Consider the following 15,609-nt stretch of genomic DNA (forward strand, 5'->3'; position numbering starts at 1 on the left):
TAAAACATGATAACGTCTCCACAACAGTCAAACCAAATAGCGGGAACAAACCATGAAAATGTGGATAACAACAATACTAGCAGCTTTTAGCCTAAATGTGCATGCCCAAAATGTAACTATTGATAAAGATTTAGCTTACAAATTAGTTGAATCGTTAACGGTAGAAGTAGGTCCGCGCTTAGCCGGCAGTGAGGCCGATATGCGCTCGGTACTGTGGGCAGAGCAAAAATTTACCGAATTGGGTTTTGATAAAGTCTGGCGCGAACCCTTTGATATGCTGTACTGGGAGCGTGGTCAAGCGAGCTTAAAAGTGGCAGCACCTTTTCATCAATCTTTAGTGGTCACCGCTTTGGGTGGTTCAATCGGTACCCCGTTTGATGGCATCAACAGCCAAGTTGTCATGTTTAATACCTTAGAAGAGCTCAAAAAAGCGGACGCTTCTAAAGTGAAAGATCGTATTGTTTTTATTAATCATGCCTTAGAGAAAGATATTCGCGGTGGTTTTTATGGCCAAGTCGTCGGGGCACGCGCTACGGGTGCAGTTGAAGCAGCAAAACTTGGTGCAAAAGCCTTAGTGATCCGCTCAGTCGGTAGCAGCAATAACCGTTTTGCCCACACCGGTCAAATGCGTTACGAAGAAGGCATTGAACGTATTCCTGCGGCAGCCATTTCCGTACCCGATGCGCAGCAATTGAGCAAGATGCTGGCGATTAACCCAGAACTGACGCTAAACATGCAAATGAGTAATAATCTCCCAGGTACTGTTACCAGTCACAATGTGATTGCCGAGATCAAAGGTAGCAAACGCCCCGATGAAATCGTGCTAATCAGTGCACACTTAGATTCTTGGGATGAAGGTACTGGCGCATTAGATGATGGCGCCGGTGTGGGCATCGTGATGGCGACAGCCGCTTTATTAAAGCAAGAGAAGCCTGAGCGTACCATTCGCGTGGTGCTATTTGGTAATGAGGAAGGCGGTTTAATTGGCGCCCGCGCATATGCCGCTAAACACCATAAGCAATTACACACCCATGTGTTTGCTTCAGAATCAGACTTTGGCGCAGGTCGTATTTGGCGTTTTGACACCGGTATGGGTGAACAAGCATTAGCCTTTGCCCAGGAACTGCAGAAAAAATTAGCACCGCTGGGTATCGCTATGGGCCCGAACACCGCGTCTGGGGGGCCAGATGTGTCGATGTTAAAAGCACAAGGCGTACCCGTCGCGAGTCTGATGCAGGATGGTACGGATTACTTTGATTATCACCATACCCCAAATGATACGCTGGATAAAATTGATCCCACTGCATTGCGGCAAAACCTCGAAGCATGGTTAATTATGACGCGTGAAATTGCCAATAGTCAGGTTAATTTACGTCAGTAATTCGTGACATTAGCGCCGCTCGCTGCGGCGCTAATCCTTTTGTATTCGCGTTATCGCCTTTGGCAAATCCAGCAAAAAATCCATTAAATAAACTAATCTGAAAAATGTAATTTATCTTAGTTGAGTAATTACTCGACTCTGCTCATAATGCGCGCCATTGCGCACACTATGCCGGAGCATTAACATGGAAAATCTGTTTTACGATATTATCAGCTGGATTGGCCTAACAATTTGTATCGGCGCTTTTTTTATTAAAGATGTGTTCTGGCTACGATTAGCTACATTAATCGGTTGCAGCTTATTGTTTGTGTATTACAGCCACATCGCCATTCCGCAAGGGGTGATTTCCAACTTATTAGTTTTATTGATCAATGCTTATTACCTGCTGCGTTTTGCTGCTGCACGTAAAAAAGCCCAAGCCGCCGCAGCAACCGCCAATGATCTGGCGAATATTGAGTTACAAGCGCAAACAAAATAAGCGGCTTTTTTCCAACAGCCTGACAGGCTATACTCGGCTCTTAGCAGTAAGCATCGGAGTCAGACATGTCACAAGACGAATTTGGGCTGTTTCTGAGCGAAATGGCCGATGTTAAACCCCTACCGCAAGATGCGGTACTTCAACAAAATGGCGAATTCAGTCCTACCTTAGCGCAGCAGGCCAGACGCAAAGCCGCTGAACAAGAGATGGAATACGATCCTCAATATTTGAGCATGGAATACGTTGATTTAGTTAAACCCGACGACGTATTTGCCTATTGTAAAGATGGCGTACAACAAGGTGTGTATCGCAATCTGCGCTTAGGTAAATATCAATTAGATGCCACGCTTAACCTGCTTGGTAAAAGCTTGCAAGAAGCTCGTAGTCAGTTACTGCAATTTATTACCGACTGCCATAAACGTGGCGTCAGAACTTTATTGATCCAGCATGGTATGGGCCGAAACAGTAAGCCACACCCTGCTATTTTGCGCAGCTATGTTTTTAAGTGGTTACCCAGTTTTACCCCCGTATTAGCCGCTCATACCGCGCAGCGCCAGCATGGGGGTTACAGTGCTACCTATGTGTTATTGCAGAAAAATGCAGAGCAAAAACGCGAGAACCGTGAACGGCATACTAGGGCTTGTTGACGTTTGCTGGTTGTTTTTGCAGCTGAGTGGCTGGTCTTTATACAAGGCAGAGCTTGTGCCGTGTAGTTATTCTACATAAACAAGCGATAACGCAGTAGAAATGCCAGCCACTCGCTGCCCGAAGGGTTCGTCTGGCGATGCTTTGCTCTTTGTCTCTCGTCGTTTATTTAGAATAACTAAATTACACTCCTCGTTTCGCGATCAAAACATCGCCAAACGAACAAAATCTAAACAGCAAACGTTAACAAGCCCTGAATATCGACGCGTCGAATTAACAAGATCATCAGGTATAAAAAAACAGGGCTGGATAACCAGCCCTGTTTTTTTAGATCAGCCAACTGAATGCTTCAGCTTTGGTAAAAAACGCTGTTAACGCCATAAGGACCACGGCAATAGCGAGTGTGGTAAAGCCAAAACCACGATTGGACGCTTTACTCATAATAAACCTCAAATGACTTCTTCTTATTCTCTATTTCTACTAAGTACTGCAAAATCTCATTAGCAGAATTAGTCTAATAAAGATAATACTACTATTCAAGTCATTATTTTCAATAGGGTTAATAGCCTTGTTGTAAATCGACTTCATTAACTAACGATTGCCCCTGACAACTGCGTTGGTAGTTTTCCGCAATTTGCGCCACCACGGTCTCCACTTTAGTCACCGCAGAAATATGCGGTGTAATCATAATGGCAGGATGCCGCCAAAACGCATGCTCCGCCACAAGGGGTTCTTGACGGAACACATCTAAACAGGCGGCCGCTAGTTGGCCACTGTCTAACGCGGCGAGCAACGCCTGCTCATCGACGATGGCACCACGCGCCACATTAATAAGAATGGCACCAGGCTTGAGCATGGCAAAAAAGTCAGCATTTAACAGGTTTTCAGTTTGTGCAGTTAAAGGCAATAAACAGATCAGCAAATCCGCTGAACCGACGGCAGCAGCCAATTGCTCGGTACCCGCAAAACAATGAACACCGGCTAATTGTTGTGGGCGGCGCGACCAACCGTTCACTTGATAACCTTGAGCTTTAAAGTGTAATGCCGTGGCCGTACCCAGTTCACCTAAGCCAAGTACACACAATGAGCTTAAACGACGCGGACTTTTCGGTCGCCACAAGGCTTGTTGCTGTTGTTGCTGAAACAGATCGAGCCTCAAACGGTAATACGCTTCAATGCCCGCCAGATAACTAAGCATTGCCTCGGTTAACGCCGGGTCGACAATCCGAGCCAAAGGTAAACGCGGTAAGCTGGCATCACTGAGGATCCCATCAACACCGGCACCAAAACTTTGCAAAGCTTTAAGATTCGGCAAGCTGGCCACCGAGCCTGTGGGTTGCTTCCATACCACGGCAAACGTCACGTGTTCTGGCTTTGCGATATCGGGCCAAATTTCAATTGGCGTTGTGGGTAAGGCTTGCTGCAAACGTTGCTGTAAATCATCTAGTTTTCTATCGGGAATAATCAGCGCAATACTCAAAACAACCCCTATAATGCTACTTGCTATTAATGCTTTATCTTAGCATAGCACTGTTAAATGGGTCGCTAAGATAGCACTTAAATATCCCCATTCACTGCGAAAACAGCTACAGCATTTCATGTGTTTGCTGTGTCAAAACTGCCACAAAACTGCCACTTATTTGTCATCTGCGATGAGTAGTCTACAAGGATTCGTCTAGATCGCCAGTCTATCTTGCCTTGGGAATAAATCATGCTTAACGTAGAGCAACTATTAGAACAGCACTTCATGTCCGATCAACCAAAGCCCTGGTGGTATCGCCCCGGCAAAATGCTCCTCAGCTATTTATTGCACGAGCGGGAATTCCAAGCTTTTGCCGCTCGCTATCCACATTTACAAGGCATGGAGTTTGTTGAACAAGTATTAGAATACTTTCAGTTTAGCTATAGCGTGCGTGATGATGAGCTAGATCATATCCCTTCGACCGGCCCAGTGTTGCTGATTGCTAATCACCCAATAGGATCGTTAGACGGTTTAGCCCTGTTAAAACTGGTCAGTGGGCTGCGCCCAGATCTGAAAATCATGGCCAACCAACTGCTGATGAGCTTAGCGCCAATGCAAAACTTATTGTTGCCTGTTAATAACCTTAACGGAGGTACAGAACGGCACAAGCTTGAGGCGATTCAACAGCATCTAGCCGCAGCTGGGGCCTTAATAATATTCCCCGCTGGCGAAGTATCACGCTTACGCCCGCAAGGTGTTCGCGATGGTAAATGGCACAGTGGCTTTTTACGCTTAGCCAGCCAGGCTAATGCACCAATAGTCCCACTGCATCTGACCGCACGAAATTCATGGGTTTTTTATGCTGCCTCAGCTTTATACAAACCCCTAGCCAGCATGTTACTGGTAAGAGAGATGTTTAAACAAAAAGGAAAAACCATGGCGGTTCGTATTGGCGAACAAATCCCCTGTAATAGCTTTAGCCAGTTATCATTGCCGGTTCCAGTAAAAGTAAAACTGTTCAAAAAGCAGCTATACCGGCTTGCTACCGATCGCCCCTCACTTTTCATCACGCAAACCGCGATAGCACGGCCTGAACCAAGAGCAGTATTAAAAAAGGCAATAAGTCAGTGCCAACGGTTGGGTGAAACCCGTGATGGGAAATTAATTTACTTATATCAACATCAACAAAGCTCGCCCATCATGCGGGAAATAGGACGCTTAAGAGAATTAGCTTTTCGAGCTGTCGGGGAAGGCACCGGCCAACGCCGAGATATTGATCGCTTTGACAGCCACTATGCTCATTTACTGTTATGGGATAACGAAGATTTAGAAATTGTAGGCGCTTACCGCTTGGCTGATACTAACAAGGTATTAGCAGAACAAGGGCCAACAGGCTTATATACCCAAACCTTATTTCAGTTTTCTCCGTCCATGCAGCCTTACTTAGCTCAGGGTTTAGAGTTAGGTCGAAGTTTTGTGCAACCACGCTATTGGGGTAAGCGCAGCCTAGAATATTTATGGTATGGCATTGGTGCCTATTTAAAACAAAATCCGCAGGTGCGTTATTTATTTGGCGGCGTGAGTTTGTCAAATAGCTATCCCGTACCGGCCAGAGATTTATTAGTGTATTTCTATGGTTTGTATTTTGGGTCTGCTCTACCAAGCGCTGAAGCGAAACGTCCTTACCCATTAGCGGCGCCAACGGTGCAGCAATTAGCCCAACATTTTACAGGTAACGACTATGCTGCAGACTTTAGCCAATTAAAACATTTACTAGCGAATATGAAAGTCAGTGTACCTACGCTATATAAGCAATACAGTGAGCTTTGCACCCCGGGTGGCACAACGTTTTTAGCTTTTGGCATTGATCCTGAGTTTGCCAATTGTGTTGATGGCTTAGTGTTAGTCGATTTATCCTTAGTAACAGCAACTAAACGCGCTCGATATCTAGACTAGTGCTAAGATTGTTTAAAGTTCAGCCAAGATTCAGCCATCTTCCTTTATAACTTGAGTGTATGCTACACCAAAGAGTGTTGTGGGCCAGTTGCCAAACGCAGCACTGAGGAGGAATTATGCAAGTCTATCGAGCTTTGCAATCGGTGTTATTGCTCACCCTGCTATTAGTGAGCACAGGCTGTGCTTCGCAAACGAAAAGTAGCAATGCCACTGTGCAAATCAGTGATGCAGAATTTGATCAAATGCTGGCCCCAGTGGCCCTGTATCCCGACAGTGTACTGACGCATGTGCTGATCGCCGCCACCTATCCATTAGAAGTGGTGCAAGCGGCACGTTGGTTAGAACAAAACCCCAACCTTACGGCAGAAATGGCGGTTGAAGCAGCGAGCTTACAAGATTGGGATCCTAGCGTTCAAGCGTTAACGGCCTTTCCTCAATTGCTAAACCGCTTAAATGAAGATCTGCAGTGGACACAGCAACTTGGTGAAGCCTTTTTAACCGACGAAGCAGCCTTATTAGCCAGTATCCAACGTTTACGTGAACGCGCCTATGCGCAAGGTTCACTGCGTAATAGTGAACATGTCATCGTAGAACGTCAGCGTGAGGTGATTGTGATTGAACCGGCGCGGCGCGAAGTGATTTATGTGCCCTACTACGACACCCGCGTTGTCTATGGTAACTGGTGGTGGCCTACCCATCCACCGGTTTATTGGCATGGCCCAGCTGCATACCGCAATCAAGTGAGCTTTTACTGGGGCTCGGGTTTTCAGATCCGGCCATCATTTTATTTCAGCATCTTCGATTGGCAGCATCGCCATGTCGTCGTGCAACACAACTACTATTATGAACCCCCACGCTATTACCCTAAGCGTCAGCATTTCCACCAGGCTCCCCGCTGGCAACATGATCAATACCATCGCCGGGGTGTGTATTATCGTCAACCCCAGATCGTACACCGCAATAACCACTGGCGTGACGAGCGAAAGCATTCTAATCGTCCGAATGTACAGCCTGAACAAAACGTCGGAAGCTTTATCCCTGCCGACAGTCGTTTACGTCAAAGTAATGTAAGACGTGAACAAGAAGCGGCTCGTCAAGCGCAGCGCAGCAATGCGTCGACAACCCGACCGAATGAGCGAGAACGCAACACAGGCCGGATTGCTGAAAAGTGGGCAGAGAATGAGCAACGGACCCAACCGATCACTGCGCCTGTGACCTCTCAGGTAAAAGGCCAGCAAGACAGAGTAGGCTCTGAACGCATACAACCCTTTAATCGCCACAATGAACAGCGGATCCAACCGATTGAGCGTGCCACACCTAACGTACAACAGCCGCAGTCGATGAGACGAAATGCACCTGAGCAACGCATCCAACCGATTAACCGCGCTGAACAGGAACAACGCATTAAAAGTGTCTTAAGCCGCAATGCGCCAGAGCAACGCATACAGCCCGTAACCCGGCCTGTGCAAGAACAACGTATGCAATCGGTTAATCGCAATGCGCCAGAGCAACGCGTACAACCGGTAACACGACAAGTGCAAGAACAACGCATGCCATCGCTTAATCGCAGTGCGCCAGAGCAGCGTGTGCAACCTGTAACACGTCCAGTGCAAGAACAACGCGCACGGCCCGTGCAAGAACAGCGGATCCGGCAGCGCCCAGAAGCTAATCAGTCTGCCCGAGTCGAGGCCAATTCATCTCGTCAATAACAAATTAATTAGAGGCGGCCTTTTTATTGATTTAAAACAAACTGCCAACCAAAAAGCCTGTCTACCGACAGGCTTTTTTGATCCAGCCCAAAGTATCTGCAGACGAACAGCGCACAATAGCGCCAGTTAATTATCTGGAGAACACCATGAAAGCAATCTTCACCGCAGTAGCCTTAAGTTTAACCCTATTCAGTGGCACCGCCTTAGCTGATTTTTCTGTCAATGTGGGTGCAATTAGTGTGCAGCCAAACGATAGCAGTAGCCATCTTGATGTTGTGGAAAGCGTTGCCGGTTTACCTGCAGGCTCTACCGGCGTTAAAGTTAACAACAATACCCAACTTGGCTTAACGTTCGATTATAAATTTGAAAACAATTGGGCAGTACAACTGATTGCGGCCACCCCATTTACGCATAAAATGAGTGGAGATGGCGCCTTGGACGGTTTAAACATTGGCAAAACCAAACATTTACCCCCGACGCTATTAGCGCAATACCACTTTGATATAGGAAGCGATCTCATTCAACCCTTTGTTGGTTTAGGGGTGAATTACACTAACTTTTTTAATACCGAAGCCGATCAACAATTAGTGACAACCTTGGTGGCTTTAGGTGCGGCGAACAATGGTGATGCGGTAACCATCAAACTAAAAAACTCTTGGGGTTTAGCGGCGCAAGCCGGCGTTAATGTGAAGTTCTCCGAAAACTTAGGGCTGCATCTGATGATCAGTAAAATGGACATCGATACCGATGCGCAAGTTCGAGTACAAGGTAATACCATTCAACAAGTGGATGTCAATATTGATCCGCTTGTTGCGATGATTGGCTTACGCTGGACCTTATAATATCTTCAAACGATAAACCTCTCCTGCTGGCGCTTGCCAGCAGGTTCACCAAAGGCTGCAGCCAGCTGCATCCGACCAAAGTTGGGTCTGTTCCCGCTGCACAATCTAGACTACAGTAAGGTCTAGCATTTTCGCTGCGGAGTTCACATGGCGCAAAAAACCATTTCATTGAATTGGCAACAGTTATTAAAATCCGGTAGCCGTATTTTTATTGGCTCGCATGCTGCGGTCCCCACGTTATTAATTGACGACTTAATTGCTAATGCCAAAAGTCTGCACGATATTGAAATTGTGCAATTGGTGACCTTCTCTGACAACCGTTGGGCCTCTCCCGAATTTCAGCATCTGTTCAAAGTAAATACCCTATTTATCGGCGGTCATACTATTCGCCAAGCGGTCGCAGAAGGGCGTGCCGATTATACCCCCTGCTTTATGACCGACATCCCGGCGTTGTTCACGGACGGTATTTTACCTTTAGATGCGGCATTAATTATGGTCAGCCCTGCTGATGAGCACGGTTATCACTCGTTAGGGGTTGCAGTCGATGTCATTTCGGCTGCAGCGAAAGCCGCCAAAATAGTTATCGCGCAAGTTAACCCAGCGATGCCAACAACCTATGGCCAATCCTTTATACATAAAGATGACATTGATGCGTTCTTCTATGCCGAACAAGCCTTACCGGAAATCGAACCACCCGAATTAGATGCGCGCACCGAGCGGATCGGCCAATATGTATCACTACTGGTCGAAGATGGCGCCACCATCCAAATTGGTGTCGGCAAAATTTGCGCGGCGGTCACACGTTATTTAAGCAATCACAAAGATTTAGGCTTACATACCGAGTTATTAACCGATGGCGCTTTAGATTTGATTAAAAAAGGCGTGATTAATAATCGGCGTAAAACCTTTCACCCGGGCAAAAGCGTCACCAGCTTTTGTATGGGCACAAAAAAGCTATACGACTTTGTCGATAAAAACCCTCATATCGGTTTTTATCCCAGCGAATATGTTAACTCACCGATTAATATTGCCCGCAACGATCGCATGGTGTCGATTAACAGCGCGATTGAAGTGGATCTGACCGGTCAGATTGTTTCTGATTCGATTGGCCATATGTTTTACAGTGGCGTCGGGGGGCAGGTCGATTTTAGCCGCGGTGCTTCCATGAGCCAAGGCGGTAAACCGATTATCGCCCTGCCCTCTACCGCGAAAAACGGCACCATTTCGCGCATAGTGCCACATATCAAAGAAGGCGCCGGCGTAGTCACCACCCGTGCGCATGTGCATTATGTGGTCACCGAGTTTGGGGTTGCTTCACTGCGCGGTAAAAGTATTCGTGAGCGCGCGCTTGAGTTAATTCGAGTGGCACACCCAAAGTTTCGTAATCAGTTATTAGCAGAAGTTCGCAAAAATTATTGGGTACCGCATTATCAATTACAAACACCGGTCGATGTCCCTGAGCTTGGCCCAGTAGGCTTTAAAGAGTTAACCTTTAATGGCGAAAAATTTGATATTCGGCCACTAAACCCCTCTGATGAGCGTCGCCTGCAAGAATTCTTTTATTCGCACACCAAAGAAACGCTGCAAATGCGCTACAACTCTGTGCCAACACAAATGAGCAGAGAAAAATCCTGTACCTTAGTGAGCGTTGATCAATCAAAAGACTTGGCTTTGTGTATTGTGAAACAAAAAGGCTCGGTGGTGGAGATCCAAGCGGTGGGACGTTATTACCTGATCCCAAATGAAGATAGCTGCGAAGTGGCCTTCGTGACTCGCGAAGTATTACAAGGCCGTGGTATGGCTAAACGCTTATTGGCCGAGATGATCAATATTGCAACCAGCCGAGGCCTTAACTCCATGCAGGCTTTTGTTCGTTCTGAAAATAAACCCATGCTAAAAGTGTTTGAAAATGCCGGTTTTGTGCGTTTAAAAAGTGACGACCCCACAGAAGTCTATTTAAAATTAACCATCCCAGGTAAAGGAGAAAACTGATGGCTATTACCATTTTTAGTCATCCCAGCTGTTATTACCATGACAACGGCGTCGAACACCCCGAGTGCGGTGAACGGCTGTCGGCCATTAATGATCAAATCATCCGCTCGGGAATGGAATATGTGGTTATGCAGTTCGATGCCACCCCAGCCAGTCGTGAAAGTTTGTATTTAGCCCATGGTAAACATTATGTGGATGAGCTTTTTGCCAAAGCGCCGACCGAGGGGCATATTTGGTTAGATCCTGACACCGTGATGAGCCCGAAAAGCCTTGAAGCCGCCATGCATGCCGCAGGAAGTGGTATCAATGCGGTCGACCGTGTTATGGCGGGCAACAATGAACAAGCATTTTGTGCCATCCGCCCACCTGGCCATCATGCCACCCGTGAGCAAGCCATGGGCTTTTGTTTAATTAACAATATTGCGGTAGCCGCTGAACATGCACTCAATCACTATGGTTTATCCCGTATAGCCATTGTCGATTTTGATGTCCACCATGGTAATGGTACCGAAGATATTTTCCAGCACGAACCTCGGGTACTGTTTTGCTCCTCTTTTGAACATCCGCTTTATCCTTATACCGGGGCGGATACCGAGAATGATCACATCATCAATTTACCTTTTGCCGGAGGCTGTCGCAGCCAGCAATGGCGCGATCAAGTCTCTGAGCATTGGATACCGGCTATTGATGCGTTCGCGCCACAGCTCATTTTAGTGTCTGCGGGTTTCGATGGTCATGCCGAAGATGAAATGGCGCACTTTATGTTGCGCGAAGACGATTACCAGTGGATTGGCAACGAGTTAAAACAACTGGCGGATAAGCATTGCGAAGGCCGCATTGTCGCCATGCTAGAAGGCGGCTATGCACTTAGCGCACTCGGCCGCAGTGTGGTGGCTTTTTTAAAAGGGATGATGTAACTAGCAAAACAGCAGCGACACCTAACATTTAGGCCAGTATTTAGCACACTTTGGCTGGAGGCGTCTCTTGCAGGGAAGCTAAAGATAAGCCTACATTGAGTAGGTCTAAGGCTTACAACGTCGCACGGAGTACGCAACGCCGAGTGCACACATCGTAAAATGTCATCACTTGAAACAAAAACGCCAGCACGTTTTGCTGGCGTTTTTCCATTTAGCGAAAGGTTAACCTAACCACACTCGCGCATTACGGAACATGCGCATCCATGGGCTATCTTCTTGCCAATCATCCGGGTGCCACGAGTTCGCCACGGTACGAAATACCCGCTCTGGGTGCGGCATCATAATACTCACGCGGCCATCAGTGGTGGTCAGGGCGGTAATACCGGCAGGTGAACCGTTCGGGTTCGCCGGATATTGCTCTGTTACCTGACCGTAGTTATCGACAAAACGCATCGCCACATTGCCACTTTGATTGGCCGCAGCAAAGGCCGCTGCGCTGGCAAATTCCGCATGGCCTTCACCGTGCGATACCGCGATTGGCATCCGTGAACCGGCCATACCGCTAAAGAACAATGACGGGCTTTGCTGCACTTCCACTAAGCTAAAACGTGCTTCAAACCGCTCAGACTTATTACGGACAAAGTGCGGCCAGTGCTCAGCACCGGGGATCAGGCTCTTCAGATTCGACATCATCTGACAACCATTACAGACACCCAAAGCAAACGTTGATTGCCGTTCGAAGAAGGCTTGGAACTGTTCCCGTGCTTGCGCGTTAAACAGAATCGACTTGGCCCAACCTTCACCGGCGCCTAATACGTCACCGTACGAGAAACCGCCACAGGCAGCTAAACCGTTAAAGTCGGCCAACTTAACGCGACCAGCTAAAATATCACTCATGTGCACGTCAACCGCATTAAAGCCGGCACGGTTAAACGCCGCGGCCATTTCTTGTTGCGAGTTCACGCCCTGCTCACGCAAAATAGCGATCTTCGGTGCAGCACCTTTTAAAATAAAAGGCGCGGCAACATCAACGTTAGCATCAAAGCTTAATTTTACATTTAAGCCCGGATCCTGCTGATCGGCTTTCGCCGCCATTTCTTGCTCAGCGCCAGCTGGGTTATCGCGCAACGCTTGCATCTGATAGGTGGTTTCCGCCCAAATGCGGCGTAAGCGGCTGCGGCTATCGCTAAAGACGGTTTTACCTTGCTGCGTGATCACAAACTCATCACTGGCACTGACTGCACCTAATAAGTGGCTTAACGGCGCTAAGTTATGCTTTGCTAACACTTGCTGTACATAAGCTAAATCCGCGGTTTTCACCTGAATCACCGCACCGAGCTCTTCGCTGTATAGCGCAGCAAGCGCATCAGCGCCTAATTCACTAATATCCGCTTGCAGACCGGCTTTACCGGCAAAGGCCATCTCGGCCAGCGTAACCAATAAACCACCGTCTGAACGGTCATGATAGGCCAGCAATTTTTGCTCACGGGTTAATTGCTGCATCGCATGGAAGAAATTCAGCAATAACTCTGGACTATCTAAATCCGCCGCTTTATCGCCTAATTGCTTATACACTTGCGCTAAACAAGAACCACCTAAACGGTTGGCTCCTTGGCCCAAATCGACTAACAACAAGCTACTGTCACCCAAGTCAGTGCGAAGCTGTGGCGTGACGGTTTTACGAATATCTTCAACACGAGCAAAAGCGGTAATCACCAACGACAATGGTGCAGTGACGGCTTTTTCTTCACCGTCTTGCTGCCAGCGCGTTTTCATCGACATTGAGTCTTTACCGACCGGAATGGTCACGTTTAATGCTGGGCATAACTCTTCGCCTACCGCTTTAACCGCGGCGTATAAACCGGCATCTTCACCTGGGTGACCGGCCGCGGCCATCCAGTTTGCTGATAATTTAATCCGGTTTAAATCGCCAATATCCGTGGCTGCGATATTGGTAATGGCTTCTGCTACCGCTAAACGGGCAGAGGCAGCAAAATCAAGCAATGCCACTGGCGTACGCTCACCCATTGCCATCGCTTCACCGTGATAAGTATCATAGCTTGCTGCGGTAACTGCGCAGTTAGCCACCGGCACTTGCCATGGGCCAACCATCTGATCACGTGCCACCAAGCCGGTTACCGTGCGATCGCCAATGGTCACTAAGAAGGTTTTCTCGGCAATGGTAGGTAAACGCAGTAAACGCTCGGCGGCATCGGCAATAGTAATGGCACTGCGATCGAGCGGTTTGCCAACGGCTTGCAAGCTTTGCACTTCACGGTGCATTTTCGGTGCTTTACCCAGTAACACATTTAACGGCAAGTCGATTGGCGTATTACCAAAATACTGATCGCTTAAGGTTAAATGTTTATCTGCAGTGGCTTCACCGACGACTGCATAAGGTGCGCGCTCGCGCTTACAAATCTCTTCAAACACCGCGAGTTTGTCAGCCGGAATGGCCATCACGTAGCGCTCTTGCGACTCATTACACCAAATTTGTAATGGCGACATACTCAGTTCGTCGTTCGGTACGTTACGCAGTTCAAACTTACCGCCCACACCACCATCGCTCACTAATTCAGGGAAAGCATTAGATAAACCCCCGGCGCCGACATCGTGGATAAAGCAAATGGGGTTATCGTTGCCTAACTGCCAGCAGCGGTCGATCACTTCTTGGCAGCGTCGTTCAATTTCTGGGTTTTCGCGCTGTACGGAAGCAAAATCTAAATCTTCGTTCGATTGCCCTGAGGCCATTGATGAAGCCGCACTGCCGCCTAAACCAATGTTCATAGCCGGGCCACCTAGCACTACCAGTTTAGAACCTGGTGCTAAATCGCCTTTTTGTACATGGTCTTCGCGGATATTACCTAAACCACCGGCAATCATTATTGGCTTGTGATAACCACGCACTTCTAAACCGTTATGGCTGTGTACTTGCTCTTCATAAGTACGGAAATAACCGTTGATCGCTGGGCGACCAAATTCGTTATTAAAGGCTGCGCCACCCAGTGGCCCTTCCAGCATAATGTCAAGTGCACTAACAATACGGTTTGGCTTACCAAAATCGGTTTCCCAGGGCTGTTCAAAGCCAGGGATACGCAAGTTAGATACTGAGAAACCCACTAAACCCGCTTTGGGTTTTGAGCCGACACCGGTAGCACCTTCATCACGAATTTCGCCACCCGAACCCGTTGCCGCGCCTGGGTAAGGAGAGATTGCCGTTGGGTGGTTATGCGTTTCAACCTTCATCAAAATATGGATCGGTTCATGGTGATACTGGTATTCATTACTACCCGCTTGCGGGAAGAAGCGCCCCGCCTCTGAACCGACCATCACTGCCGCGTTATCTTTGTAAGCCGATAACACGAAATCTGGCGAATGCTCGAAAGTGTTCTTAATCATTTTAAACAGCGATTTAGGCTGTGCTACGCCGTCGATAGTCCAATCAGCGTTAAAAATTTTGTGCCGGCAATGCTCTGAGTTGGCCTGAGCAAACATATACAGCTCAATGTCGTTCGGGTTTCGGCCTAATTGTTTAAAGTTAGTGACCAGATAGTCAATTTCATCTTCCGCTAGCGCTAAACCCATTTGCTGATTGGCTAGCACTAACGCTTCGCGACCACCGGCTAAAATATCAACTGAACTTAGCTCTGCTGGCGCAGCTTTAGCAAATAATCCTTCTGCCTGCTGCAGCTCAGTAAACACCGTTTCCATCATCCGATCATGCAATAAGGCTTGCACCTGCGTTAACTGCGTTGCAGTTAAGTCCTCAGCTAGGAGATAATACGCCACGCCGCGCTCGAGGCGTTTAACCTGCGGTAAGTTACAGTTATGGGCAATATCAGTTGCTTTTGATGACCATGGCGAAATGGTACCCGGCCGCGGCGTCACGAGTAACAACAGACCGGTCGGTTGATGACTGGTGACCGTGGGGCCGTAACTCAATAATTTATCTAATGTGTCCTGTTGCTCTGCACTTAACGGTGCAGCAAGATCAGCAAAATGCATATATTCAGCATAAATTCCGCTTACCGGTAAATTTTGCTGGGCACAAAGATCGAGTAACTTTTGAATTCTGAATTCGGACAGTGCAGGCGCACCACGCAGGATCAACATAGGCTTATTTCCGTTGGTTGAACGACAGTGGAACCTAGGGCGTTTACACCCTAAAAGGCGGCATATTATAAAGAAAATTCACGGCGAGGGATATGCGAAAAACCTGACTGACGG

General features: G+C 47.7%; 10 protein-coding genes. 8 read left to right on the top strand and 2 right to left on the bottom strand.

Annotated features, from left to right (window positions below):
* Window positions 1-52 precede the first annotated feature (52 nt).
* The 3 genes from ORJ01_RS08475 (at window position 53) to smrA (ending at window position 2,506) form a co-directional block, all read left to right on the top strand.
* Entirely contained in the window at window positions 53-1,381 is a 1,329-nt protein-coding gene (locus ORJ01_RS08475) for a M20/M25/M40 family metallo-hydrolase (RefSeq protein WP_306177658.1), read from the top strand.
* A gap of 184 nt (window positions 1,382-1,565) precedes the next feature.
* The gene (locus tag ORJ01_RS08480) at window positions 1,566-1,859 is read left to right on the top strand and encodes a hypothetical protein (RefSeq protein WP_226751135.1); all 294 of its coding nucleotides are present in this window, start codon (window positions 1,566-1,568) and stop codon (window positions 1,857-1,859) included.
* A gap of 65 nt (window positions 1,860-1,924) precedes the next feature.
* The gene (smrA, locus tag ORJ01_RS08485; protein ID WP_306177659.1) at window positions 1,925-2,506 is read left to right on the top strand and encodes a DNA endonuclease SmrA; all 582 of its coding nucleotides are present in this window, start codon (window positions 1,925-1,927) and stop codon (window positions 2,504-2,506) included.
* A gap of 557 nt (window positions 2,507-3,063) precedes the next feature.
* On the opposite strand, the gene ORJ01_RS08490 is transcribed toward smrA, so the two are convergent.
* Window positions 3,064-3,984 (bottom strand): glyoxylate/hydroxypyruvate reductase A, encoded by a 921-nt coding sequence (locus ORJ01_RS08490; protein WP_306177660.1) that lies wholly within the window; start codon window positions 3,982-3,984, stop codon window positions 3,064-3,066.
* Window positions 3,985-4,215: 231 nt separating this feature from the next.
* Between ORJ01_RS08490 and ORJ01_RS08495 the strand changes: the two genes are divergently transcribed.
* The 5 genes from ORJ01_RS08495 (at window position 4,216) to ORJ01_RS08515 (ending at window position 11,382) form a co-directional block, all read left to right on the top strand.
* On the top strand, window positions 4,216-5,922 hold the full coding sequence (locus tag ORJ01_RS08495; protein ID WP_306177661.1) for a lysophospholipid acyltransferase family protein: 1,707 nt from the start codon (window positions 4,216-4,218) through the stop codon (window positions 5,920-5,922).
* 116 nt (window positions 5,923-6,038) lie between these two features.
* Window positions 6,039-7,631 carry a DUF3300 domain-containing protein gene (locus ORJ01_RS08500; protein ID WP_306177663.1) on the top strand — a complete coding sequence of 531 codons (1,593 nt, stop codon included), beginning with the start codon at window positions 6,039-6,041 and terminating at the stop codon, window positions 7,629-7,631.
* A 146-nt stretch (window positions 7,632-7,777) separates the two neighbouring features.
* Window positions 7,778-8,473, top strand: coding sequence for an OmpW family protein (locus ORJ01_RS08505; protein WP_306177664.1), 696 nt, complete (start codon window positions 7,778-7,780; stop codon window positions 8,471-8,473).
* A gap of 147 nt (window positions 8,474-8,620) precedes the next feature.
* A complete protein-coding gene (locus tag ORJ01_RS08510) occupies window positions 8,621-10,465 on the top strand; it encodes a bifunctional acetyl-CoA hydrolase/transferase family protein/GNAT family N-acetyltransferase (RefSeq protein ID WP_306177666.1) in 1,845 nt (614 codons plus the stop codon).
* A complete protein-coding gene (locus ORJ01_RS08515) occupies window positions 10,465-11,382 on the top strand; it encodes a histone deacetylase family protein (protein ID WP_306177667.1) in 918 nt (305 codons plus the stop codon). Before ORJ01_RS08510 ends, ORJ01_RS08515 begins: the two co-directional genes overlap by 1 nt.
* A gap of 222 nt (window positions 11,383-11,604) precedes the next feature.
* Here the strand turns inward: ORJ01_RS08515 and purL are convergent, their stop codons facing one another.
* Window positions 11,605-15,495: a phosphoribosylformylglycinamidine synthase gene (gene purL / locus ORJ01_RS08520; RefSeq protein WP_306177668.1), complete on the bottom strand. Its 3,891-nt coding sequence runs from the start codon at window positions 15,493-15,495 to the stop codon at window positions 11,605-11,607.
* Window positions 15,496-15,609 lie beyond the last annotated feature (114 nt).

The organism is Alishewanella sp. SMS8, from assembly GCF_030737935.1.
Classification (GTDB): Bacteria; Pseudomonadota; Gammaproteobacteria; order Enterobacterales; family Alteromonadaceae; genus Alishewanella; species Alishewanella maricola.